General features: G+C 60.3%; 17 protein-coding genes. 12 read left to right on the forward strand and 5 right to left on the reverse strand.

Features of this window, described 5'->3' with window-relative positions:
• Window positions 1–186 precede the first annotated feature (186 nt).
• From NKJ93_RS17920 to NKJ93_RS17930, 3 genes are all read left to right on the forward strand, one after another.
• On the forward strand, window positions 187–1011 hold the full coding sequence (locus NKJ93_RS17920) for a hypothetical protein (RefSeq protein ID WP_352547379.1): 825 nt from the start codon (window positions 187–189) through the stop codon (window positions 1009–1011).
• A 74-nt stretch (window positions 1012–1085) separates the two neighbouring features.
• Window positions 1086–1610 carry a GNAT family N-acetyltransferase gene (locus tag NKJ93_RS17925; RefSeq protein WP_023716519.1) on the forward strand — a complete coding sequence of 175 codons (525 nt, stop codon included), beginning with the start codon at window positions 1086–1088 and terminating at the stop codon, window positions 1608–1610.
• 208 nt (window positions 1611–1818) lie between these two features.
• Window positions 1819–3204 carry a hypothetical protein gene (locus tag NKJ93_RS17930; protein ID WP_352493866.1) on the forward strand — a complete coding sequence of 462 codons (1386 nt, stop codon included), beginning with the start codon at window positions 1819–1821 and terminating at the stop codon, window positions 3202–3204.
• Between the two features lie 549 nt (window positions 3205–3753).
• On the opposite strand, the gene NKJ93_RS17935 is transcribed toward NKJ93_RS17930, so the two are convergent.
• Together NKJ93_RS17935 and NKJ93_RS17940 are read right to left on the reverse strand one after the other, a co-directional pair.
• Complete coding sequence (locus NKJ93_RS17935; protein WP_352590478.1) at window positions 3754–6225, reverse strand: adenylate/guanylate cyclase domain-containing protein; 2472 nt, start codon at window positions 6223–6225, stop codon at window positions 3754–3756.
• 80 nt (window positions 6226–6305) lie between these two features.
• Complete coding sequence (locus NKJ93_RS17940; protein ID WP_352482327.1) at window positions 6306–7400, reverse strand: branched-chain amino acid ABC transporter substrate-binding protein; 1095 nt, start codon at window positions 7398–7400, stop codon at window positions 6306–6308.
• Between the two features lie 279 nt (window positions 7401–7679).
• Here NKJ93_RS17940 and NKJ93_RS17945 point away from each other — a divergent pair, with 279 nt between their 5' ends.
• Together NKJ93_RS17945 and NKJ93_RS17950 are read left to right on the forward strand one after the other, a co-directional pair.
• Window positions 7680–10979, forward strand: coding sequence for an ATP-binding protein (locus NKJ93_RS17945; protein ID WP_352590481.1), 3300 nt, complete (start codon window positions 7680–7682; stop codon window positions 10977–10979).
• A 19-nt stretch (window positions 10980–10998) separates the two neighbouring features.
• The gene (locus tag NKJ93_RS17950; RefSeq protein ID WP_352590484.1) at window positions 10999–11679 is read left to right on the forward strand and encodes a redoxin domain-containing protein; all 681 of its coding nucleotides are present in this window, start codon (window positions 10999–11001) and stop codon (window positions 11677–11679) included.
• A 305-nt stretch (window positions 11680–11984) separates the two neighbouring features.
• On the opposite strand, the gene NKJ93_RS17955 is transcribed toward NKJ93_RS17950, so the two are convergent.
• Window positions 11985–14957, reverse strand: a complete 2973-nt coding sequence (locus NKJ93_RS17955; protein ID WP_352482329.1) for a trifunctional glycosyltransferase/class I SAM-dependent methyltransferase/polysaccharide deacetylase — start codon at window positions 14955–14957, stop codon at window positions 11985–11987.
• 81 nt (window positions 14958–15038) lie between these two features.
• Window positions 15039–15170: a glycosyltransferase gene (locus NKJ93_RS17960; RefSeq protein ID WP_352482330.1), complete on the reverse strand. Its 132-nt coding sequence runs from the start codon at window positions 15168–15170 to the stop codon at window positions 15039–15041.
• Window positions 15171–15580: 410 nt separating this feature from the next.
• Between NKJ93_RS17960 and NKJ93_RS17965 the strand changes: the two genes are divergently transcribed.
• From NKJ93_RS17965 to NKJ93_RS17985, 5 genes are all read left to right on the forward strand, one after another.
• Window positions 15581–16246, forward strand: a complete 666-nt coding sequence (locus NKJ93_RS17965) for a DUF3450 domain-containing protein (protein ID WP_352482331.1) — start codon at window positions 15581–15583, stop codon at window positions 16244–16246.
• 7 nt (window positions 16247–16253) lie between these two features.
• On the forward strand, window positions 16254–18911 hold the full coding sequence (locus tag NKJ93_RS17970) for an OmpA family protein (protein ID WP_352515649.1): 2658 nt from the start codon (window positions 16254–16256) through the stop codon (window positions 18909–18911).
• A 16-nt stretch (window positions 18912–18927) separates the two neighbouring features.
• The gene (locus NKJ93_RS17975; protein WP_352482333.1) at window positions 18928–19419 is read left to right on the forward strand and encodes a Rab family GTPase; all 492 of its coding nucleotides are present in this window, start codon (window positions 18928–18930) and stop codon (window positions 19417–19419) included.
• Between the two features lie 3 nt (window positions 19420–19422).
• Window positions 19423–20505, forward strand: coding sequence for an adenylate/guanylate cyclase domain-containing protein (locus NKJ93_RS17980; RefSeq protein ID WP_352482335.1), 1083 nt, complete (start codon window positions 19423–19425; stop codon window positions 20503–20505).
• A gap of 347 nt (window positions 20506–20852) precedes the next feature.
• Complete coding sequence (locus NKJ93_RS17985) at window positions 20853–23153, forward strand: mechanosensitive ion channel family protein (protein WP_245278482.1); 2301 nt, start codon at window positions 20853–20855, stop codon at window positions 23151–23153.
• A 202-nt stretch (window positions 23154–23355) separates the two neighbouring features.
• On the opposite strand, the gene NKJ93_RS17990 is transcribed toward NKJ93_RS17985, so the two are convergent.
• Window positions 23356–24252, reverse strand: coding sequence for a LysR family transcriptional regulator (locus NKJ93_RS17990; RefSeq protein ID WP_023716506.1), 897 nt, complete (start codon window positions 24250–24252; stop codon window positions 23356–23358).
• Window positions 24253–24520: 268 nt separating this feature from the next.
• On the opposite strand from NKJ93_RS17990, the gene NKJ93_RS17995 reads away from it, so the two are divergent.
• Both NKJ93_RS17995 and NKJ93_RS18000 read left to right on the forward strand, forming a co-directional pair.
• On the forward strand, window positions 24521–25255 hold the full coding sequence (locus NKJ93_RS17995) for an SDR family NAD(P)-dependent oxidoreductase (RefSeq protein ID WP_292208972.1): 735 nt from the start codon (window positions 24521–24523) through the stop codon (window positions 25253–25255).
• Between the two features lie 158 nt (window positions 25256–25413).
• The coding region (locus tag NKJ93_RS18000) for an NAD(P)-binding domain-containing protein (RefSeq protein ID WP_352590488.1) at window positions 25414–25615 on the forward strand (202 nt) is incomplete at its 3' end.

Below are 25615 nucleotides of genomic sequence, written 5' to 3' on the forward strand. Positions count from 1 at the left end.
TGCGCCCCGAGGCGGGTTGACCGGACCGGTCTTTGGTCCGAGTGCTCCATCTTACTTCGAAACAGATCGTACGGCCATTCGAATGGATAAGCCTGGTGACCGTCCAATTTCCATTCGGCGGATTTTCACCGGCCGCAAGCAGCACTATGATGGTCCATGGAGCATTCATCTTTGGGATTTTCTCCCATGCCGACATCCAACAACCCGCCATTTCCCGCGGCCCTGCGCCTTTTCTCTGCGGTGGTCATCATCGTCCTGATCGTAGGCGCCGGCCTGTTTTTCGTGCCTGTTCTGGTCAAACCGGGCTGGCCTTGGGCCGTCACGCCGTTCAATGCGCGCTTCCTCGGTGGCTTCTACACCGCCGAAATGGTCGTGATGGCGGCGCTGCTGGTCTGGAATCGCTGGTCGCCCGGCAGGCTCGTGCTCGTCATGGCCTTCATCTTCACCGTCATCGTGTCGGTGGCTTCGTTCATCAATCTCGGTTATTTCAACTTCGAGCGCAAAGCGCCCTGGCTGTGGTTTTTGGTCTATCTTGCTTCGGTCGCGGTATCCGGGCTGTTCCTGTGGCGGGCCAGGGCCCGTCCTTCTGCAAAAGGCGTGACCTTAAATCCCGCATGGCGCGGCTACATGCCGGCGGAATCCGCGATCCTTGGGCTCTATGGCGTCGGCCTGTTGCTGTTTCCCCTGACATTCAGTGGCATCTGGCCATGGCCGATCGATGCCTTCCACGCTCAGGTCTACAGCGCCGTCTTCCTCGCCGGTGCGGGCGGTATATATCTGGTCTGGAGAAGCGCGCCGCGCGAGGAACTGCTGGTGCTCGGCTTGGCGCAGTTTCTGGTTGGCCTGCTTGCCATCCTCGGCGTCGCCATCACCGACGCTGCGGTGCACCGGATCGACTGGACAGCGACCGGGACATTGTGCTGGCTCGTCCTTTTCGGCTGGATCGGCATCAGCGGCGTCTTCAAACTCTACGCCGCCTCCCGGTATTTTAGCTCGCAATCGGCATCATAGGTTGCAGAGACGGCTGGATTTTCAGGTGACGTCCGGTGCATCGTACCGGGCCGATTGCCTTCGCCGGGAACGCCATGACCAGCACGACCTCGCCACCCTCCGAGAAAATCCAGCCGCAGCTCCGGTCCGTCCGGCCAAGCGATGCGGAGGCGCTTTGCGCTATCTTCAACATGCCGGGCTTCCGCTGGGGCACGCTCAGGATGCCTTTCGAGATGGTGGAGCAGGTGGCGCGGCGTATCGCCAAGTCCGGCCAGGAAACCACCTGGATCGTTGCCGAGCTGGACGGCAAGGTCGTCGGCCATGGCAGCCTGGTCGTGCAGGGTTCGCCGCGCCGTTCGCATATCGGCGAGATCAATATCGGCCTTGACGATGCCTTTGTCGGCAAAGGTATCGGCTCCGCCATACTTGGCGCGCTGCTTGACGTAGCCGACAACTGGCGCGCCCTGAAGCGGGTCGAATTGACCGTCTATGCCGACAACGAACCCGCCCTCCGTCTCTACAAAAGCCACGGCTTTGAGGTCGAAGGCCGGCATGTGAAGGCCGGCTTTACCGACGGGCAGTACCACGACCTCCTGAGCATGGCCCGCCTGCGGTTTTAAGATCCGCTGGTTTGGCCTTAACTGTTTAGCCAACCTAACAATTCGTGCCGAGTCGGCGAACAGGCGGTTGCTTATGGAGAACTCCGTAGGAGACGGTCATTTCGGCTCACACCATCTTGATCGAGTTGACGATCTATGTGTGGGCCGGCCGCATCCAGCAAGTCTGGTCTCCCTTGGCGTTTGCACCGCAAGCGGCTAGACGGGACCAATGACCGCCGTCCTTGACCCAACGCCTACGCCTCCGGTGGAAATTCTGGCTGTGCTGTCGCTGCTCTGCCCGGAGGTCGTGCGCGACATCGAGCAGAACTGGAATGCACCGGTTTCCGATTACGCCCGCCATCTGTGGCGGCCGGTGGCAAGGCCTGCATCGGCCCCGGCGATCGCTGCCCGATCGATCCTGCGCGAAGTCTTGCATCAGCGCCTTGGTGTGATGATGCAGCCTGACGAGATCGGCAAGACCCTCGACGAGTTCGAGTACAGACCGGTGATTCAGTCCGGCCTGCACTGCCTGCTTCTGATGGACCGGATCACCTTCGATGCCCTCCTGCTTGCCTGGCTCGGCGCGGTCGAAAACGGGCTGTCGGCCTTCTTCGGCTTCATGGGAACGACGATGACCATGGAGACAATTGGCCGGGAGGGGCCGGGATGGCTCGATGTCGGCGACGACAAGGTCAACCTGTTTGGCATCGGGCGCCACAAACTGTGCCGCAAAAGCGCCTGCGTGGCCGGTCCCGTTTCCCTCAACAAGCGCGCGCTTGAGGCGGTGGGCGATGAAACGGATGCCAGCCGCTGGCTGGGCACACTGCTTGCCAGCCAGGACAAGGTGTTTGGAACCGCCGCCGATGCGCTGACAGCCCTCAACGAGGATCTGGTCGCCAATTGGGATCGTGCCGGCATGGCCCTGCCGGTTTTCATCGATGATCGGCTCGCCGCGGCTGCCATGGCACGGCATCTAGAACATGACGGCAGCCTTCTTTCCAGGCTGCTCATTGAACCCGCAAGACGCCAGCGTCTCGAACATGCCTTGCAAGAGGCCGCATCGAGCCCGTTTGGCAGATTCCTGCCCAATGCCACGGACTATTTCTGGGGCATCCGCGAGGAGCGCGTGCGCAAGCTCGTCCTCGAGAACGGGCACCTGATCGAGCCTGACAGGCCGCATGGTCTTTTAATCCCGTTCGAGCGGCTGCATCTCAAGCAGGGGCTGCTGGACGGCGTGCTGCTGCCGAACTTGTTCCTGACGTTCCTCGTCCTTGCCATATTGCCGCGCGTGCGGGTCGTGGGCGGCCTGAGACAGATTGGCTATGTAGCGCTTTTCCACTCGATCCTTCTGGCCGTGCTAGACGAAAACGCGCCGGAAGAGCGCGATCTGGCCGCTGAGCTGCAGGTTCGGGAAAATGCCTGGGGCATGCGGGTCATCGATGAAAAGATCTCGGTCCGGGAGCAGCTTGCCGGCCTGCCGGAAGGGGCGCTCTTCCCGGACCTGCTCCGACAATACCGTTTGCGGACATTTGCCGAGACGACCGACGACCTGAAACTGGTTCGCGAAAACGCCCGATGGCGCAAGATCGGCCGGGCAGAGATCAAGCCGACCTGAGCCTCACTTCAAGCCTTATTTCAGGTTGATTTTCTGGTGAGCAACCGCAAGCGACGGCGACTATCGGTGAGCCTCTGGCGTCTGGTCCGGCCGCTTTCCTTGACGCTGATGCGTTTTGGGATTTCGACGACGGCTTCCGCCTCGACAGTCATATGGCTTGCCTGAGAGCCGTCTGCAGTTCAAGGCCTGACCTGACATGGCCTCACCTGTCATTGCACGACACCGGCCTTGCGGAACCCGTCCACAGCGAGTTCGAAATCGGCAATGACTGCTCTATCATGCTTTCGGACGTTCGACACTGTCACGCCGAGCGGCCGCTCTGGGTCAAACTTTGCCGTTTAAGGCGGCGCCCCGGAACGGGCAACTTGCGCCATATCCGGACCTTGCCAGTGATGCCGTGAATGTTAAGTCTCGGCTCCGATGCGGACGTTCCGCCCGAGTTCAAAGACTGACCGCGACCGTTCTGTGGCCTTCGCATCGACAGCGCCAATAAGCTGCGTCCCACATCCTACTCCTTGCGTCCATGGAAGGGTCGTTGTGAACCAAGCCCTACTGCCCGGGCTTGTGGGAAAGCCGATCCAGCGCGTCTCGAAGCGCAGTGGCGGCATCGTCACGCTCGTCAGCGGACATCAGCTCCGGTTCAAGTTCCAGCCTGAAGTGCGGCAGCTCGGTTCGAACGGCGTGACAAGCGCCGGCTAGATTGGCCTTCAGATCGATGACGCGGTAGGTGGCGACGGGATAGGCGATCCCCTTGACCTGGACATGCCCCATCTCCTCACAGTCGATCGTGTTCTTCACTTGCGCAAACGTCTCGTAGGAAATGAGGACGGTCCCCGGTGGCGCCTCCTGTTCCAGGCGCGAGGCGAGATTCACGGCGCCGCCGATTATCGTGTAATCCATCCGGTCCTCGCTGCCGAAGTTACCGACAGTGCAGTAGTCGGTATGGATGCCGATGCGGCAGCGCAGCGGTGTCTCAATTCCAATGTCACGCCAGATTTCGGCAAGTTCGCTCATCCGCTTTTGCATGGTGAGAGCCATCTGCACACACGCCAGCGCGTCCTCCTTGACGCCGCGCGTCTCAGGGTCGCCGAAAAACATCAGGATCGCGTCGCCGACATATTTGTCGATCGTCGCGCCGTGATCCGAAGCAATTTTCGACATTTCCGTCAGATAGTGATTGAGGAGCTGGGTGAGATCCTCGGATTCCATTTTGTCAGTGGTCTCGGTAAAGCCGGCGATATCGGAGAAGCATATTGTCAGTTTCTTCCGCTGGCTGGCGATTCTAACGTCTTGGCGGCCGGCGAATATCGAGCTGTACACTTGCGGCGCCAGGTATTTGGCCAGCTTGTTGGAAAGCGCCTCGAGAGCCGTGGATTTCTCTGCGAGGTTCTCCTCTCGTTGCTTCAGCTCAGTGATGTCCGAATAGACCGCGACCGTGCCGCCGGCGGTGATCCGCCGCTCGCTTATCATGATCCATCGCCCGTCGCCTCGCCGCTGCACCCACGGTTCGCCTGGGTTGCGGTGCCGGGAGAGCCGCTCGGCGACCCATTCCTCGAGCCGCCCCTCGGCATCCTTGATGTAGCCGCGCTCAGCGGATCGGCGAATAATGTGCTCGAATGTCGTGCCGGGCATCAGTTCGATCGCAAGGTCGCTGTAGAGCAGTTCGCGGTAGCGGCTATTGCTGAGGACAAGCCGGTCCTCCCCGTCGTACAGCGCGAATCCCTCGGAGATACTCTCGATCGCATCGATGAGCCGTTGGCGCGCCTCAGCGACATCGCGCAGGTTCTTTTCCTCGACCTCGACTGCGGTGTCCCGGAAGAGCCTAAGCGCTTCGGCCATCCGGCCGATCTCGTCGCGGCCCGCGGCAGGCAGCGGCGCACGAAGATCGCCGCCGGCGATTGCGAACATGCTTTGGCTCACCTCTCCCAGACGGGCGAGAAGGCTACGGTCGACATAGAGCCAGACAACCAGAACGGAACTCAAGAGGGTGAGAAAGGCGGAGCCAAGGACAACTCCGGTACCGTAGCGCTGGACCGTCGCGGCTTCGAGACCGGACGCGGTGATCTCGCGGTCTGCCGCGGCGACCAGGCGATCGACGGCAGCGGTGAGACTGCGCGACAGCCGATTGTTTTCGGCCAGAAGCTTTTCGCCCTCTGCGAGCACTGCTAGCTCGTCCTTGCGCGCCTTCGGGATGCTGTTCCCGCCGTCGATCAATGCCTTGAACTCGCCGACCCGCTGTTGGAAACGGGTTCGCAGCCTCTCGTCGATCTCGGTGGAAACCGTGTCGAGAACGGCGAGCGACCGGCGCAGCGGAAACAGGATCAACGTCAGATCGTCTGGCGTTGGCGCGTCCGTCGTCTTGACCAGCACGTCATTGACCGCCGATATCTCCTGCTGCGCTTTCTGCTGCGGAATGTAGGCCGCAATTGCCTGGACCAGGTCGGCCGCCGCCGCCGCACCGCGATCCGGCGCGAGCGACGTGTCGGCTGTAACCGCCTGCCATTGCTGGAGCTTGGAATTCATCACGAGGATACCGGGCGCCACAAGACGCTGGCTTGCATTTGTCGTAGCCGACAAGCGGCGTAACAGTTCTTCTTTGCGCGCCACCACTGTGAGGCGGGCGACAACAAGGTCGTCGAGGGCGTTGAGGTTGCGCCGCAGACCAAGAACTGCAGCCTCGATCTCAGCCACCACCGCCGTGCTAAGCGTGGCACCTTTGAGTGCGGCAAGCAGTTCCTCGAGGCGCGTCATCTCGACCCCGACCGCGGCGGAAACCTCGCCGTGCTGAGCTTTGCTGGTCGAAGTAAGTACGGCGGGCGCAGAGGCGGCTACCCGCTCTGCCTGGCGCGACAGCTGGAGGGACGCGAGCGCCAACGGTACCCGATCCTTGGTGATGCGGTCGACGACCTCTCCTACCTGGAGGAAGGCATAGAGAGCGGCCGCTGTCGCGAGTACGGCGAAGGTGCTGATGCCGAAAAAAGCGAGCAACAGACGGCCACGTATGCCGAAGCGTTCAAGCATAACGGCGACACATAGCTCTGAACGGTCCAGCTAACTCGATCTCCATCAGCTGTCTCAAGCGGCGACGGCATCGGCGGTCCTTATTCGACCGGCACGTACTCTCCACCTCGCCAGACGTACCATACCCAGTTTTGGCTCGTGAGATCGCCCTTGTTGTCAAAGTCGATACGGCCCAACACAGTATCAAATTGATTGCCGCGCAGCGCCGCTATCACGGCTTGGAGCTCTAGTGAGCCGGCCTTGTCCACTGCCTGCGACCAGGCCTGGACGGCGGCGTAACTGAGCAGCGTGTAGCCTGCGGGCTCGAAGTTTTCAGCCCGGAACCGCTCGACGACCGAGGCGGCTTCGGGATTTCGGCGAGCGTCCGCGGGGAACGTGAAGAGGGTACCCTCAGCCGCGGGGCCGGCGATCAAAGCAAATTCCTCGGTCGCCATGCCATCGCCTGAGACTAGCTGAACCGTGTAGCCGCGGTCGCGCGCAGCGCGAACCATGAGTGCGACCTCGGCATGATATCCGCCGACATATGCCACGGCGATGTTCGCAGCCTCTAGCGCAGCGATCTCGGCCGAATAGTCGTTCTTCGCGGGTGTGTATTCCTCGTAGATCGCTTCGACTACGCCGCGCTTGTTCAGCTGTTTTCGAGTCTCGTCAGCAAGACCCTTTCCATAAGTGGTGCCGTCATGAAGGATCGCAATCTTGCTGTTGCTCCAATGCTCGGCCAGGTAGTTGCCGGCCACGATCCCCTGCGTGTCGTCGCGACCAATGACTCGAAAAACGTTGGCGCGGCCTTGTTCAGTCAACAGCGGATTGGTTGATCCTGGTGAAATCTGCAAAACGCCCGCCGCCTCGTACACCTTCGATGCTGGGATCGAGGCTCCAGAGCAGTAGTGCCCGACGACGAGCACCACACCATCACCCACCAGTTTCTGGGCTGCGGCGACCGCTTGCTCGGGATCACAGAAGTCGTCGGCCGTGATGAGCCTCATCTGCTGGCCGAGTACGCCACCCGTCGCATTGATGTCGGCCACGGCCATCTCGGCGCCACGCTGCGCCTGCTCGCCGAACCAGGCGAGCCGTCCCGTCATCGCAGATGAAACCCCAATCAGCACCTCCGCCCGCGCGGAGCTGAACGCGGCCGCGAGAACTAAGATCGCCATGGCGATGATGCGGTGCATGTGTGCACCCCCTTAACTGTAGCTTACGCCAATCCCGTCAGAGCCGACAGCCCCTTCGGCAAGCGCGGCTGTCTCGGCGGCGTTCGCGGATCCGACAACTATTGCGCCTTCAACAATGCCTGCCCGCAGCGCCCTGCCACCGGACCCACACTGATCGCTCGATGCCCATTTGCGCTCCCGCTTGCCGGTCGACGACTATCGGTGCATCCTTGCGAATAGCCTGGCCGTGAAGTGCGTGGCGAGGTCACGCCGGGACGGCCTCTAGTGAGGTCTTGTTCGATGGACTGCTCGGGCTGCGGTTTCGAGGTTGAGGGCGGTTACGCCTTCTGTCCGAGGTGTGGCAGGCGCCAGCCCGTGCCATGCGCCAGTTGCGGCTACCCCTGCGCACCTGATTTCGAGTTCTGTCCGAAATGTGGGGCAAACGTCGGTGCGCCCGCAAAAGTCGTCGAACGGCCTGCTCCGACACCAAGCCGGACCATTGTGCCGCCTTCTCGAACTCCATCGATGCTTCCGGACATCGAAAGCGAAGAAGGGCTGCATCCCTTCTCTGACGCCGATCGCCGGACGGTAACGGTCCTGTTCGCCGACCTTTGCGGCTTCACGACGCTCAGCGAGCAGCTCGACCCCGAGGTCATGCAAGCGCTGCAGAACAAACTGTTCAAGGAATTGACGGCGGCCGTGCGAAACTTTGGTGGTTTCGTCGACAAATTCATCGGCGATGCACTGCTCGCGTTGTTCGGTGCGCCGGTCGCGCATGAGGACGATCCCGAACGTGCGCTTCGCGCCGCTCTCGACATGATCGCCCGGACGGCGCGGCTCGGCGAAAGCACCCCCCACTCCGGCTCGCCTCTGTTGCTCCACATCGGCATAAACACTGGTCCGGTCGTTACTGGCGGATTGGGCATCGGCACCGCCAAATCCTATTCGGTGACCGGCGACACAGTGAATACGGCGCAACGCCTGCAATCGCTGGCCGCACCGGGTGAGGTGCTGGTAGGCGAGCTCACTCACAGACTGACCCGGCATGCCTTCTCTTACGAGTCGCTGGGTGATGTCGTGTTTCGCGGCAAGGCTGGCAGTGTGCTCGTCCATCGACTGGATGCACCGCTTGCGACGCCGCGTGCAGCGCGTGGGCTCGAGGCGCTCGGCCTCAGTGCGCCGATAATAGGTCGTGGTGCGGAGCTCAGTAGAATGATGGCGAGCCTTGACCAGGCGTGCAGCGGCTCGGCCCAACTCGTCCGCCTCGTCGGAGAAGCCGGTATCGGGAAATCGCGGCTGGTGAAGGAGTTCGTCGCCCGCGTCGGCGACGAGGATCGTTTTCGCAACGTCGCCGTGCGGCTGGCCACGTGCTCACCGCTGGGCGAACAATCATTTGGCGCCTTGGGCGCAGTGGTGCGCAGCGCTGCCGGGATGATGCAAAACGACAATGGGGACGAAATGCGGGGGAAGCTCGCAGGCTTGCTTACCGATCTCGGCCTGCAGGGCGAGGAGGCGAAGCGGCTGATGCCTTTGCTCTACCATGTGCTCGGCCTTGGCGACCCCGATGCCACCTTGCAGCATGTCGAACCCGAGCAGCTGCGGCGGCAAATTCTCTACGCAGTCCGCACAATCATCGAACGGCGGCTTGCGTTGTCGCCGCTGTTGATTGTCGTCGAAGACCTGCACTGGGCCGACGCCGTGTCGCTTGAGGCACTACGTTTCGTGATGGACAGGTTGGAGCGCACGCGGTTGATGTTGCTGGTCACGCATCGTCCGGCGCCGGATAACGACCAGCTCGACTCAAGTCGGGTCAGTCACACAGCGCTCAGGCTTCCGCCGCTCAGCAGTGATGACGGACGCAGCCTGCTGGCGGCGCTTTTCGGCGAGAGCTGGGTAAACTCCGCAGGAGGGCTTCTCGACCAGATTCTCGAGCGCGCGGGCGGCAACCCCCTTTTTTTAGAGGAGATCGTTCGCGGCCTTATCGATCGCGGTGTACTGATGCGAGAGGGCCAGCGATGGCGGACTGTGGCAGGCGAAGTCGCAACCGGCATCCCCGCCACTATCCAGGCAATGTTGCTTGCCCGCGTCGACCGGCTGCCCCAAGAGGTGCGCCGGTTGGCCCAGGAGGCCGCGGTAATCGGCCCGCGCTTCGATGCCACACTTCTGAAAACTGTGACAACCGACCCCGGCCGGCTCGAAGCCGGCTGCGAACTGCTTTGCGATGCGGAAATCATCGAGGAAGTTGCCGGATCAGGCTCGGTCTCGTCGCAAAGCTACCGCTTTACGCAAACATTGCTGCAGGACGTGATCTACCAGAATCTACTCCTGCAACGGCGGACCGACATCCACGGGCGGGTCGGAGCTGCCTTGGAGCAACTGTGCGGCGACAAGCCGGAGCGGCTCGAGGATTTGACCGTGCTCGGTCATCATTTCGCACAGAGCGCCGAGCGGGAGAAGGGCGCGCATTACCTGCAGGCGGCGGGCGATCGCGCTCGCATGATATACGCCAACGACGACGCCCTTCGTTTCTACGAGCGAGCACTGACTGCGTTGGGCGCGATCGGGCAAACACCGCTCAAACTGGCAATTGCAGAGCGCATTGCCGATTTGAGCGGCCCGGCAGGCCGCCGCGAGATCGCGCACCACCATTACGAAACGGTGTTGCAGGTATACCGCGAGTCGGCCAATCGCGTCGCGTCGGCGCGAGTTTTACGCAAGATCGGTCGGCTGCTCTGGGACGTCGGCAAGCGGGACGACGCAGAATCCCGCTATGCTGAAGCGGCAGCGCTCCTCGATGGAGCGGATGCCCCGATCGAGCAGGCGCATCTCTGGCAAGAACGTGGCCGACAGGCGTTCCGTAGCGGAGATCACGCTCTCGCGGCAAAATGGGCAGACGCGGCGCTGGATTGCGTACGCACTCTGACAACGGAGCATGTCTCCGAGGTAGGGCGTGATGCCACCCTTGTGACCGCCGAGGCACTCAATACCAAGGCTGTTGCGCTGGCTCGCCTTGGGCGAAACCGTGAGGCCGTGCGTCAGGTTGAGCATAGCATTGAATTGGCCGAAGCCGCCGGTCTACTGGGCGCGGCCTGCCGCGGCTACACCAATCTCGGCGTGCTTTACACGACCATCGATCCGGCGCACGCGATGGAGGTCTGTCGGCGCGGTCTTGAAGTGGCGCGCCATATTGGTGATTTGGGTTTCCAGGCGCGCCTCCTCGCCAATCTGGCGGTCGCTTGTTGTACTTTCACGGATCGCTGTCCAACGGAGGGCGTACCTGCTGCCGAGAAGGCCATCGAGATCGACCGGGCGCTCGACCAGCGCGAGCACCTGCCGGTGCCGTTGATCGTGCTTGGGCAGATCCACCAGTGCAACGGGCGTCCGGAGCTGGCGGTTGGCTTGTTCCACGAAGCACTGGACGTAGCCCGCGAAACGGGCGAACCCCAACTGCTGTTTCCGTGCTATGATGGTCTTGCAACGCTTAATCTCGACCTCGACAATCTGGCCGAGGCCGAACGCTACTTTTCCCTGGCGCAGGGTATATGCGCCCAGCACGGGCTCGACCCGGAAGCGCTTGTGGTGCTGCCTTTTCTCGACTAGCCGGGGTTGGAGGTGGAAAATGTCCGCGCGTAGTGACTTGGTACCGCTTCAACCGGGCGACCGTGCGCCGAACTTGATACTCGACGCCATTACCCAGGAAGGCAAGATCGCGCTTGACGACTTTCGCGGCCAAAAGCCGGTGCTGGTCGGCCTGTTTCGAGGTCTGCATTGTGCGTTTTGCCGGCGCCATATCGCCGCCCAGGCGCGGCTTGATCCGGAGCTGCGCGAAAAGGGCGTGGAGAGCCTGACGGTGGTCAACACGCCAATCGAACGGGCGCGTCTCTATTTCCGCTACCATCCGATGCCGAATCTGCTTGCGGCCTCCGACCCTGAACGCGCTTCACATCGTGCTTTTGGACTGCCCAATCTCGAATTCACCCAAAACGAGACGAACTGGCCGTACAAGGTCTCGATGGCAGCGGCAAAGGATATGCGGGTCGATATACCAGGCGAGTTGCCCGGTCCTATGGACCCCATTGCGGCCAGCGAAATCCTTAATAAGAGGGACCATTACGAACTGACCGAAGCCGACGAGCAGATGATGGCAACGGGACACGGACAACTGGTCGGTCAGTTCCTACTGGATCGGCAGGGGATCGTCCGCTGGAGCTTCACGGAGGTTCCAGAGGGCGGGCGATACATGTTTGGGGCGCCAGGCCCGCAGGAGCTGATGTCAGCCGTGTCCCAAGTGGCCCAATAGACTTGCGAACGAGGTAAACGGGCGCGGCACTGAACAAAAAGCGGAACCAATTTGTTACAAATCTAACATTGGCCTCGACGAGCCAGAATGTACGGTCCTGGCAATGCTTTCTGTCGCCTCTGGACTAGCGATGTCCTCTGTGGATGGCTCCTGTATCGTGGGGTGGCTGCGACAGCACCCCTTCCAACCGTCAGAACGCTGTCGTCAACAACAACAATCTCGAAAGAGCGCGCAGCTGCGGAGCGTCTCGTCGATTGTATCTTGCGCATTGTGAGCGGGAATGATGACACTGACAAGCTCACCGTTCATTCGAGCACGGCCTCGATACGGGCAACAAAGTAATCGAGCGAGCGATCCCCGCGAATCTCGATCCGCGGAAGGTCGATGGGATCGCAATCGAGGTCCGCCGGCCCGTGTCTGCCGCCGAAGCCGATCCGATAGCCGCACTCCTTGGCCAGCCTGCCAAGCCGTCGGTCGGTGACCGAGAAGGGTGCCGCGAACGCCGTGGTTGGCCGACCGGTCCACCGTTCGATGAACATACGAGAGCGCAGGAGTTCGGCGGCCAAGTCAGAGCTCGACAGACCATCGATCGCGCGATGCGTCGCCAGATGGCTTCCGAAGAACGCACCTTCGCCGGCGAGGCGTCGCACTGTCCTGGCGTCCATAAGCTGCGTCGGCGGGCCACTGTAGGCGTCCCACTGTGCACTTTCACCCACCAGGTCCGTCACCAGGAACACTTCCGCGGTCAGGTCGTTCGCGCGCAAGGTCGGCCAGGCATGGTCGGCAAAGTTCTGGAAGCCGTCATCGAAGGTGATGAGCACTGGGCGGCCAACGAAAGGCTGACGGTTGGCGATGAACCATTCCAGCTGCTCGGACCTAATCGCGTGAAAGCCATTGGCGCGCAGCCATGCCATCTGGCTGGCGAATGCGGCGGGCGTGAGCCGAAAACGGGCGAGCGCGGCTGGACCTTCATCGGAGACGCTGTGATACATGAGGACAGGGATACGCTGTCGCCGCTCGCTACGTGCGACGTCGCGGCGCAAGGCCCGCGCCCCGCCCCAGACGATTTTCCGCGCGACCCCGATTTCGACGGGCGCGCGGATTGGCACGTGATCAATCATCGGTTCCGTCGCCACGTCGCCTGGTGACAGGCGGCGGAAGCGGTCTATGCGGTAGAGCTCGGTCTGGATCGATTGCTCGAGGACGAGGCCGTCGGTCGCTGCCAGCGTCTCTGAGATCGCTTGTGCACCGAATGTGTTCCAGTCGAAGCCCGTCCTTTCGATATTGTCACGTAGCACGAACGCGTGTGCGCTGATGAAACTGCCGCCAGGCGCCAACGCCTCAACGAGTTTTTTGGCGATGCGCCGCAACTCGGCGAGATCATCCAGGTAGTAGAGCACTTCCGAACAGACGATCAGATCCATCTCACCCGGCAGCGTGTCGGCGGAGAAATCCAGTACGCCGAACTCAACGTTCGGCTGATCGCCGCATCGCGCGCGCGCCCGCCCGATGGCTACGGCGGAGATGTCAGTTGCGGTCAAATGGCCCACCCGCGGCGCCAGCTGACGCGTGAAGTGGCCCTCCGCGCAGCCCAGCTCAAGCGCCCGTCCGATGGGACCGGCAGGCAAAATTTCGAGCTGCCGCTCATATTTTTCCTGCTCATAGGGCGAGCCGTAGTTCCAGGGATCCTCGGTCGCGAAATGGCGATTCCAGAAAGACGTGCGATCATTGTCGTGCCCATCCGCGGCCCGTGCACGGCGCGGCGCTGCAAGAGGCTCTTTAGTTTCGGCGCTCGACCCAACCAGCGCCTGCGCTTCCGCGGCCAATCCCGCGAGTTTGCCGAAATGGCTGTCCCGATCAGACCCGCGTCCCGCTATGGACAACAATGCCTCGGCTGCAAATATGTCTGACTTGTCGGCACCGACGCCCTTTTGCGGTGCATGCATAGGCGATCGCCTCGCAAGCGGCGCGGCACTGTGCATAAGCCGCTCAGGGGGCACGAAATTCAGGATCAATTCAGTCCAATGACGCCTTGTCACTTTCCCGAGTACGCCGAACTGTACGAAAGCCTCGATCTGGCCATCCATCATCAGATAGGCATAAATTTGATCGATTCCTTCCGGAAGTTCGATCGAGGTCGGATTTCGAGCGTCGACGCGAATTCCGAGTGTCCGCGCCAGTCTGCGCGGTGCGGCAAGGTCGTCGAAGTCGAGAAGCATTTGCTCAAGGTGATACTGGACGCGGCGACCCGCTACGGGATCGTCCCAGACCTTGCCGAGTTCGATGATCAATTCGGTGAGGGAGCCGCCGAACCTGTCCCACCTGGCAGCCAATTGCGCTGGCACCGACAGGCTTCCTGCCATAAGGCCATCGAAGACCACCTTGGCGATCTCACGCGCCCACTTACGTCCTGGCGGGAGCGCGCGCAGGGACTGCGGGTTGATCGAGGCCGAGCCGCAGCCGCAATCCGACGCGGCGTTCCACAACGCGAACCATGCGAGTGCTTCGGAAGCGGTGCGGCCGTTCGCCTCGATCGCTCCATTGGCGTGAGCCGATGCTGGGTGTTTGACCCTGGGATCAGCAGAAAAACCGCGGGTGATCACGATTTCCGCATCCGCCAGCATCTGCGTCGAATTGCGGCTGAGCGAGTTGGGGCTGATCCGACGGAAAGCGAGCGGCTCGTCGACCATCACCCAATTTTTGCCTAGACGTGCGAGGCGCTGCCACAGATCCCAGTCCTCGCAGGTGCGCAGCGACACATCGAAACCGCCCAACTCGACAATTGTCTCCCGGTCGACCAGCAGCGCGTGAATGGCGATGGCACACCGGCGGGCGAATGTCTCGAAGGGGTGGATCGCAACGTCCGTTGTGATGCTCGACGGGGTGAGTTCGCCATCGGGCATCACGCGCCGGGAACCGCAATAGGCGGCGACCGCATCGGGCGCGGCTTCAAGTGCGGCCAGCATTTTAGCAAGGAAGCTGGCATCCACCCAATCGTCCGCATCCAGAAACATGAGCCAGTGGCCGCGTGCTGTCGCCATCCCGCTATTGCGCGCGCCGGCGGCGCTATGCGCGCATGAGCTCAACATCCGAAATCGGGCATCGTGCTGCACATAACCGGCGATGATCGCGGGGGTGCGGTCCGTGGAGGCGTCGTCGACGATGATCGCCTCCCAATCCACAATTTCCTGATCGAGAAGGCAATCGAGTGCGCGCGCCAGCGTTACCTCCGCGTTGTGCGCAGGAACCACGATTGAAACCAAGGGATTATGCGCCACGCCGTCTTACCCGCGCCTGGTTCGAAGGTAGCACAAGATGCGTCGATCTTTCTCGGCGTAGGCCGTCACAATCGACGCCAATCAGTCCGTCGACCCATCGTCTACCACGACTATATCCAGTATCTGGTAGGTCTGCCGGCGGATGCCGGCGAGCGCTGCGCCGACGGTTTGCTCGGCATTGACCCTCGGTACCACACCGCCTTGCGGTAGCATTGTCCTGGATCATCGAGCTTTCGTTTTCTTCGGCAAGAGTCGGCGAATGTCAAAACCGGATGACGGCATCGGCTGGCAGCACTGCCCTGTCAAGATCGGGGCGAATTAGAGGCAGGCGAAAAAGACTTGAAGACAGGCCGAATGGCAAGCGCGCATGCCCGACGGCTTAGAACTGAGGCCGATGCGCTGGGGCATTTCCTTTCGCGCATTTCATCTGCAAAAAGATGATCGCGGGCGAGACGGGAGCGTAAGCTGATCCGGATCGACCCCCATGTCGAAATCTACCCGAATGGGGACGCACGAACCGACTTAAGCCGAGAAGATTCCGGCTTGCGGGTTGGCTATTTTGCTGACATGTTTATCAGTTGCTAAATTAGCGCTGTGACAATGTTCAAAAGAAGGGGCATGGGATGGCCAAGGAATCTTCGAGTACCGCTTCTTCGGCAAATAAAGCGGACGCAAATCTGATAAGTAATGCAGACGGAAACGGGCTGACCTTCATGGCGGGCCAGGCTCGCGAGAGCGGGGCCCCCGGCGACGCTGTAGGTGTCGACAAGATACGTGATCTGCTGTTCGGCAACCAGATGCAGGACTATGACCGCCGCTTTTCCAAGCTTGAAGAACGGGTCTTGCAGCGCTTCAAGGATGTCGAATCCGAGGCCAAGCGCAATCTTGAAATGTACGAGTCAAATGCAAAGAAGCAGGTCGACTCGCTTGCGGCACAATTGCGGAACGAAAAAGACGCGCGAGCCGACGCCGACAAGGAGATTGACCGGAATCTTCGCGAGCAAAATCAGGCGCTTGAAAAGCAGGTGCGCGCGTTGTCGGATCAGTTGAGCGAGCTTGAGCGCGAAGTTGCGGACCGGATAAATCGAAACGACCATTTGCTGCGTGAGGAAATCAAGCAAAAGAATGAAAGCATTCAGATGCTGATGGAGAAAATGTTTTCCGATCTCGGCAATGTCAAGACCGACCGAAATCTTTTGGCTGGCCTGTTTGTCGAGGTTGCAAAATGCTTAAATCAGGATCCCGTCGGCAGCAAGAGCAACTCGGAGCGTAGCTGGAAAGTGAGTTGATCGGAACTTGACGTCAACCGTCGACCCAATCAGCCTTCCTCAAAGAACAGCTTCGAACGATACAGAGATTGATCGCGAGGCTCTGGCTCGCCTTTTGATCGAAATTGCCCGGAACGTTGATCCGGACTATCGTGCGCGTCTCGACGGAATCCCGACCGCCGATCCTCGCATGGAAACGCTTCGCCAGTTGCTGGTCGGTCGCGAAATTTCGGAGCTTTCACGAGTTACGCACCTGCTCGACGAACCCGAACAGCTTGCGGCTGCACTGGGGAGCGTTCTCCCCAGTGCAGCCGCACGTGCGCTTCATGCGCAACTCGGAGAGGCCCTTGCGCCGGCTGTCGAGAGGGCCGTGCAACGGTCCATCCAGAAGAGCCCGCGTACGCTTACGGATATATTGTACCCGGTGTTTCTGCCGGCTATTCGCAAGTCGATCGGCGAAAAGATCGACCAAACCTTTCAATCGCTGAATGAAACTTTAAGACATATATTTACCTGGCATGGACTCAAGTGGAGACTTGAAGCTTGGAGAACAGGAGCAAGCTTCTCAGAAGTTGTTCTTAAGCATTCTCTTGTCTATCGTGTGGAACACGTCTTCCTCATCAATCGCAATTCCGGGCTTTTGATAGCGCATGTAACTGCCGATAATGCAACTAGCGAAGATCCTCAACTCATTTCTTCTATGCTTAGTGCAATTCAAGATTTTGTAAAAGACTCATTTAACGAGAAAGAACAGAGCGGCCTGGACACTATTCGTTTCGGGGAGCTTCGTCTCTGGTCGGAAGTTGGACCGTTTGCGACCTTGGTTGCGGTGATCCGGGGAAATCCGCCGGAGGAATTACATGAAATAATTCGCGATGTATTGCTTCGCATCCATGATGAATGCTCACAGGCTCTAGAGCAGTTTGACGGCGACAGTTCGCAGTTGGCCGGCGTAGAGACGCAGTTGCAGACCTGCGTTGAACTGAAGCAGGAGGAATCAAACCAGGGATTTCCGTGGCTGGTAGTGGCTGCAGTCCTGCTGGTTTTGATTCCCGCAGGCGGTTGGTTCTTTCTTTCCTGGCAATCCGGGCAGCGCTGGCAGGCGTATGTGTCGCGACTGGGGACCCAGCCGGGCATCATCGTTGCCGAACAAAAGGTGCGCGATGGCCAATTCTATATTGCCGGCCTGAGAGACCCGCTTGCCGCCGACCCGCAGTCGCTGTTGGCCGGAACGCAGGTCGATCCTGCCCGCGTTCATTCACGCTGGCAATTCTATCAGAGCCTTGATCCGGAGTTCGTGTTGAAGCGGCTGATGGTGTCGCTGACCCCGCCGAAATCGGTTCGGCTTTCGATCGTCAATCATCGCATCGTTGCCGAGGGTGAGGCTTCCGACAGCTGGATAGATCGCGCACGCGCAGCGGCCCGACAGCTTTCGGCAGGCGGACCGGAATTCGACATCTCCAGAGTTCGTGATGTGAGCCCCGAAGCACGCGCGGCGGAGCACTGGCAGACTTATGTGTCGCGACTGGAGGCCCAACCGGGAATCATCGTCGCCCAACAAACGGTGAGGGGCGGACATTTCTATATTTCCGGCCTGAGAGACCCGCTTGCCGCCGACCCGCAGGCTCTGCTGTCCGGAACGGAGGTCGATCCCGCCCGCGTTCATTCGCAGTGGCAATTCTATCAGAGCCTTGATCCGGAGTTCGTCCTGAAGCGGCTGATGGTGTCGCTGACCCCGCCGAAATCGGTTCGGCTTTCGATCGTCGAGGATCGCATCGTTGCCGAGGGTGAGGCTCCCGACACCTGGATAGATCGGGCGCGCGCAGCGGCCCGACAGCTTTCGGCAGGCGGACCGGAATTCGACATCTCCAAGGTTCGTGATGTGAGCCCCGAAGCACGCGCGGCGGAGCACTGGCAGACTTATGTGTCGCGACTGGAGGCCCAAGCGGGCATCATCGTCGCCCAACAAACGGCGAGGGGCGGACATTTCTATATTTCCGGCCTGAGAGACCCGCAGGCCGCCAACCCGCAGGCTCTGCTGTCCGGAACAGGGGTCGATCCTGCTCGCGTTCATTCGCAGTGGCAATTCTATCAGAGCCTTGATCCGAAGTTCGTGCTGAAGCGGCTGATGGCGTCGCTGAGTCCGCCGGATTCGGTACGGCTTTCGATCATCAAGGATCGCATCGTTGCCCAGGGTGAGGCTCCTGCCGCCTGGATAGATCGGGCGCGGGTCGCCGCCCAACAGCTGTCCGCGGACGGACTCTCTCTAGAAATCTCCGAGCTGCGTGAGTTGACCCCTCCGGAACTCACTCATTTGAGGGAGGCTATTCAAGCGGTCGACATTTTCTTCGATTCTGGCAAGGCTGTACCGGGACCAGAGCAACTGCCGGTTCTCGACAAATTGGCGAATCAGTTGAAGCAATTGGCCAAGGACGCCCGCAAGGCAGGCGTAACAGCACAGTTCATGTTGACCGGCCATTCGGACGAGACGGGCCGTGAAACGGCCAAATTGTCCATCAGCGCCGCGCGCGCGGAAACAGTTCGTGCGCTTCTCAAGAAGCGCGGCGTCGATCCGGAATTGCTCTTGGTTCGCGGCGCGGGCACCTTTGAGCCAGCGGAGACTGAAAATAGCCGAACCGGGAGCTCGGCCAATCGCAGAGTTTCGGTTACGGTAAACTTCCACTAGGGCGGAGCCCAGGATATTGCAAAAGAAGATCTGCATGTTGGGCGGGTTCGCTGTCGGAAAGACGAGTCTGGTTCGCAGGTTTGTGCAAAGCATCTTTTCCGAAACCTACTTGACCACGGTGGGAGTGAAAATCGACAAGAAGAGTGTCGCATTCCCGGACAAAACCGTGGATCTGATTTTGTGGGATTTGGCCGGCGAAGACGATATCGGCTCATTCCGCGTCAGCTATGTGCGAGGTGCGAGCGGGCTCGTGCTTGTCGTCGATGGAACCCGCGCCGCTACTCTTGCCGTGGCGCTCACGTTGCGCGAGCGGGCCGAGGCGGAATTCGGCGCTATGCCGTTTGTATTGCTGTTCAACAAATCCGATCTGGTCGATCGGTGGGCAATATCGGATAGTGAAATTAACGAACTGAGGCAACTTGGATGGCAAATCTATCTAACAAGTGCGCTTTCGGGTGAACATGTTGATGATGCGTTTCGTCATCTTGCTTCGATGGTTAGCAAATAGACCATGCATGAATTGCCACGAGAAGTCAGAAGCTGGATTTACGATTTCTTCGACAACGAGCACTCCGTCGCATATCTGAAAATCGACGCCCAGCTTTGCATAGCTGCGAAGGGCGGTAACGTTGAACATTACGGACTCTCATCAGTTCGCATAGGTAAGCCTGTTGCCGAGCAGCTTGAATTCATGGAAGGTTTGCTGCCCTGCCCGGAGCTTCCATATCATATGGCCATGGTCGAACTGCCCAGCGGGCGTGTCGCGGACCTCCATCTTTTTGCTGACAATGCCTGCGTGTGGCTGCTCTTTCTTGACGCCACTGCCGAACGCGACAATAGGCAGCGACTTCAACAGAAGGCTTATGAAATGACGCTCCTGCAAGAGAGGGAGCGTCAACTCAACGAGAAATTACAATCGATGAACGAGGCGTTGAGGGCGAGCCAAGAGGGATTGTCGCGTGAATACCAGCGCGCCGAAGCCCTGCTCCTCAACATTCTTCCGGCGTCTATCGCGGAGCGGCTAAAAGCGCACGAAGAAATTGCAGACAACTACGCAGAGGTGAGTGTGCTTTTTGCCGACATCGTCGGTTTTACGGAAAGAGCGCGGAACGTCGGAGCCGTGACGACGCTCGCTATTTTAAATTACTTCTTCAAGGCGGCGGATCTGCTCTCGGAGCGATACGGCTGCGAAAAGATCAAGACAATCGGCGATTGTGTGATGGTGGTCGCTGGCCTGCCCGCCGCGCGATCCGATCATGCGGAAGCCCTTGCGCACTATGCACTTGAACTGCGGAAGGCGGTTAAGCTCGAACGCTTCGCAGGAGAACCGATAAGACTCAGAATTGGAATTCACTCAGGACCAATCGTGGCGGGCGTCATAGGCAAAAGGCGGTTTGCATATGACCTATGGGGCGACACCGTTAATCTCGCCGCACGTATCCAAACGTCCGCGGAGCCCGATGAAATCCGTATTTCGGATGCAACTCACAAACTGCTTGGACCAAATTTTGCTTGCGACCCACTCGCGGAAACGGAATTGCGTGGTACAGGTCGTGTGCGAATGTGGCGGCTCCCGGGGGAAATCGGATCCTGATATCTGACGTCGCCATCGTTCTTCCCTGCACGGTCATGCGCCCAGTTTCCATCACATAGCCTCGGTCGGCGATGCCCACCGCGGCATACGCGTTCTGGCCTGGGGGATCCTGGTGCCGGGTCTTTTACGCCCAGCATCACGGATGCGCAGTTCATATAACGGCTGGAGGCTGGGCCTAGGTCGGAATGCCCTCCCCCGGCGGCTAAGTAGACACCGCGAAGTACCCGGCGTAACGGTCTGGGTCGAAACGATGACGTCTTGCACCGCAACATCGGTTTCTTCAAGGTAGGGCAACAACGGACATAGATGTCGTTGCTAGCCGATCTGACCGGAAGGTTAACAGCACGATGCCACGCATCATTCGACGATTGGGGGCCAGGAACCTGGCGCGCCTGGCACGGCGTCTCGGAGACCTGACTGCGATGTTTGCCCTGATTGCCAGGCCGCTCGTCTTTGGGATCGCCCTTTTGTTGACAGGTCAGGCACAGGCGCAGGCGCCGGCGACCGCCCCGCCTGAAAGGGTCAAACAGCTGCTCGAGCTTCTCGACGATCCATCAGTGAAGGCCTGGGTGGCCGAACAGCGAAATCAGGACGCCGGGTCAACGGGAGCGCCTGCCGAGACAGGAGCTTCGCCGACCGACGCATCGTCCGGCGCCGTGGCCGCACCCGGCCAGATGAATACGATGGCATCCTCGACGCTTGATGGGATCAGGCATCATATCGAAAGAATCGTGCGAACTTTGCCCTTGCTGCCAGGCCAGTTCGCGCGCGTTCGGGCAGAGACGATGGAGGATATGTCCAGCAAGGGGTCAGCCGCCGTATTTGTGCTGATTGCGATGTTCATCGCTGCCGGCCTGGCACTCACTTGGGCAACGTTCAAGTTCACCCGTCCATTTCGTCTTTGGATTATCGCGCAACCGAAGGATACGCCGATTGGGCGAGCCAAGAAGATTGGTGGTCGCATGCTTTATTCCAGCATGCTGATCGTCTCTTTCGCACTGGGCAGCGCCGGCGCGTTCATGTTGTTCGACTGGCCAATGCTTATCCGCGAGATTGTACTGACATTTCTGATGGCGGCAGTCGTTACATGGGGTGTGCGCATGTACGTCATGGCCATGCTCGTCCCTTCCTTCATGAATGTCGAGAATGCCGTCGAGGTTCGTGCTTTGCCGATCACCAACGAAGCGGCTGACCATTGGTCCTATTGGCTACCCCGGATCGTCGGCGTCTTCGCCTTCTTCGGCGCCGCGTTTATCCTCTTGCCAGGTCTCGGCATCGATCAGGACGGAATGATGGTCCTGTCACTGGGCGCCGACTTCGTGCTGCTGGTGCTCCTGCTGCTCGCGGTTTGGCGTCGGCCAAGAACGCAGCGAGACGGTGCGCGCCACATCGGTCACACGGAAGCGACATGGCTATTGACTGCTTATTTCGTCGTCCTGTTCCTGCAGCGCATCGCCGGCCTTTATACATACTTCTGGTTTACCTTCGCCGCATTCTTCCTGCCTTTTGCAATCGTGATGACGCAGCGCGGGGTTAATTTCGTTCTGCGACCAGGTTCGGAAGATGTCGGCCGGCCTACGATCCCGGCGGTGACGATCGCTGTCATCGATCGCGCAATCCGAATGATTTTCATCTTGGCGGCGGCTTACTTTCTCGCACGTGTCTGGGGTCTGGACATGCAATCCATGCGGGACAGCGATACGACGACGACGTTCATATTGCGCGGCTTGGTCAATGTCGTGGTCATTGCCCTAGCAGCCGATTTCGGCTGGTCGATCATCAAAGCTTTGATCGAACGAAAGCTGGGCATCGAAACACCGCACCCTGTGATCAGCGACGAGGATGTCCCGGTCCTCGATCCGCAGCAGGCGCGGCTGCACACGCTCTTGCCGATCCTCCAGAACATTCTGCTCGCATCGATCATCGTGATGGCGGTGCTTATGATGCTCGCCTCGCTGGGTATCCAGATCGGCCCGCTGATCGCCGGCGCTGGCGTCGTCGGCGTCGCCGTGGGCTTTGGGGCACAAACCATCGTCAAGGACGTCATTTCAGGCGTGTTTTTCCTGCTCGATGATGCGTTCCGTGTCGGCGAATACATTTCATCGGGCAATTACAAGGGTACTGTGGAAAGCTTTTCGCTGCGCTCGGTGAAGCTGCGCCACCATCGTGGTCCGCTGTTCACGATACCTTTCGGTGAACTCGGGGCAGTCCAGAACCAGAGTCGTGACTGGGTTATCGACAAATTCAACATCACCGTTGGTTATGACACCGATATCGACTTCGCTCGCAAGCTGATCAAGCGGATCGGCCTCGAACTGGCGGAAGATCCCGAGTTCAAACACTGGGTGCTCGACCCGATCAAGATGCAGGGCGTACAGGAGTTCGGCGAATACGGCATCGTATTGAGGGTCAAGGCCACAACCAAACCGGGAGGCGCCTTCGGTATGAAACGCAAATTCTATGTACGCCTCCGCCAAGTCTTCAAAGAGCAGGGCATCGAACTCCCATTTCCGACCGTCCAGGTCCAGGGGCTACAGAACCCACATGGGGCAGAGAATGCGCCGTTGGAGATCACACCCGAGTTGAAAATGGCCGTTGCGCAGTCGCACACTATTCGGCGCAGAAAAAAAGCCAGCACACCGGAGTAGGAAAGCTGTGACACCTGCCGGTCACAGCGTCGCTTTCCGCGCATCGCCCGTGGCAGGGATACTCTTCTATCTTCAACCGTTAAGACGAAAAAGACGGTCACGAGGCAGTCTACAACCAGAGTCCGTCCCGAGATTTACATCGGGCTGCGTAAGTTGATACAGCGGTACGTTCGAGACAGCGCCATCGGCTACCTGCCGCGCGTCAGTCACGCGATAAGGACCGTCCCGCGAGAAGCGGCGCGTACGCGGCGAGCCTGCGGGATACGAACTCGGTGAAGAGCCGCACGCGCTTCGTCTTGCGTGTCTCCCCCTGTGTGAGAAGCCAGAGCGTTCCGTACATGTGCAGGTCGGTGCCCGGCACCCTCACCAGTAGGGGGTCGGCATCTCCGACGAAGCACGGCAGTGTCGTCATCCCGAGCCCTTGCCGTACTGCAACGATCTGCGCCTCGCCGTCCGTGGTCCTGAACGGAACCCCCGTGGTACGAACCTCACCCTCGCTGGCCCAATCCGGGATGCCATGAATGCTTATGACGATCCACCGGATGGGATCAGGCGCGCCCGCACGCCACGCGGCTAGTCGATCGCGAGACATGTAGACGCCGCCGAACAGCTCCGGTCCCTTCAGGCCGTGAAGATTGAGCGGCAGGGTTTTGCGGTCGTAGACGACGCGGATCGCGACGTCGGCCTCCCGGTTGGTCAGATTTGCCAGCTCGCCGGACGACAAGATTTCCATCTCGATGTCCGGATGCAGACGCGCGAAATCGGCGAAATCCGGCATGAGCAGGTGTGTCGCGAGGGGCGGTGCCAGCGTCACCCGCAGAAGCCCGCGCACGCTCTGGTCGCGCCCGAAGACGCGCGTCTCCAGCAGGTGCGACGACACTTCCATCTGGTCCGCGAACTCGAGGACCTCCTCGCCCGCAGCCGTCAGGCGGTAGCCCGAAGGCAGCTTTTCGAACATGTGCACCCCGAGGCGTTCCTCGAGCTGGGCGACGCGTCGCAGCACGGTCGAGTGGTTCACACCGAGGCGCTCGGCGGCAGCCCGCACGGAGCCTCCGCGCGAGACGGCAAGAAAGTAGCGAACGTCATCCCAGTCGATCATGGTGCAATCCGGCACCGCGCGGTGCGCCTTCCAAAGCCCGTATTTAACACATCGAACAGCAGTACGGGCGGTCATCATAGCCTATGTCGACGAGCGCGGCCCAATTTCGAACGGCGGACGCCGATCGTCGCGGCTGGCCTCAGTCGTCCAGCCGGATCGATTTCGCACCACCGATGTGCGCGCTTCCGCACTCAACACCTGACGCCGGCGGACCCATTTCGAGGTTCTCGGAGGCAGATGCTGTCCCGACACCACGAAAGGAGAAGTCATGGGAAAGCTTGAGGGTAAGGTTGCAGTCATCACGGGTGGATCGAGCGGCATGGCGCTGGCGAGCGCCAAGCGGTTCGTTGAAGAAGGCGCCTATGTTTTCATCACGGGCCGGAGACAGGAGGCGCTGGACGAGGCCGTCAAGCTGATCGGCCGGAACGTGACCGGCGTGCGCGGCGATGCGGCCAATCTCGATGACCTCGACCGCCTGTTCGATACAGTCAAGCGGGAAAAGGGCAAGATCGACGTCCTGTATGCGAGCGCCGGCACGGGCGAAGCCGTCCCACTGGGCGAGATTACTGAGCAGCATTTCGATGCGACCTTCGGCCTGAATACGCGCGGCACGCTGTTCACGGTGCAAAAGGCGTTGCCGCTGTTCAACGATGGCGGATCGATCTTCATGACCGGATCAGTTGCTTCGGTGAAAGGTTTTCCTGGTTACAGCGTGTATGCGGCGAGCAAGGCGGCGTTGCACGCATTCGCACGCGGGTGGCTCAACGAGCTGAAGGGAAGGAATATCCGGGTGAACGTGCTGCACCCGGGGCCGATCGCCACACCGATGCAGGACCAAGTTCTCGACGAGGAGGGGAAGCGGATGTTCGAATCCCTGATCCCGCGGGGAAAGATGGGGCGTCCTGAGGAAATTGCGACGGCCGCGCTGTTTCTTGCTTCAGACGATTCGAGCTTCGTGAATGGGCTGGAGTTGTCTGTCGACGGAGGCTTCTCGGCCATCTGAAATCGCGGCGGATCGCGGGAAGCGGCTGACCGGCGGGAACTAGCGTGTCCATGATGGAACGCCGGGACGTCTACGCAAAGGACGCCACACAGTAGAACGGATAACCCAGCGCCGTTGAGGGCCGGGGAATCAAGACCAATACGGATCGGAGAAGCACTATGAGCTACGCTATTGTAGGATTCGGTAAGATAGGCCAGGCCCTCGCCCACGCCTTCGCCCGTAAAAACATCGACGTGACCGTCGCGAGCCGCCGGCCGCCCGAGGCGCTGGCGCCGCAGGCTCGGGCGATTGGACCCACGGTCGTCGCCAAGTCGCTGCGGGATGCACTCGAGGCCGACACAATCATCTTGGCGGTCCCGT

It is taken from the genome of Mesorhizobium sp. M0028 (assembly GCF_040323855.1).
In the GTDB taxonomy this organism is placed as follows: Bacteria; Pseudomonadota; Alphaproteobacteria; order Rhizobiales; family Rhizobiaceae; genus Mesorhizobium.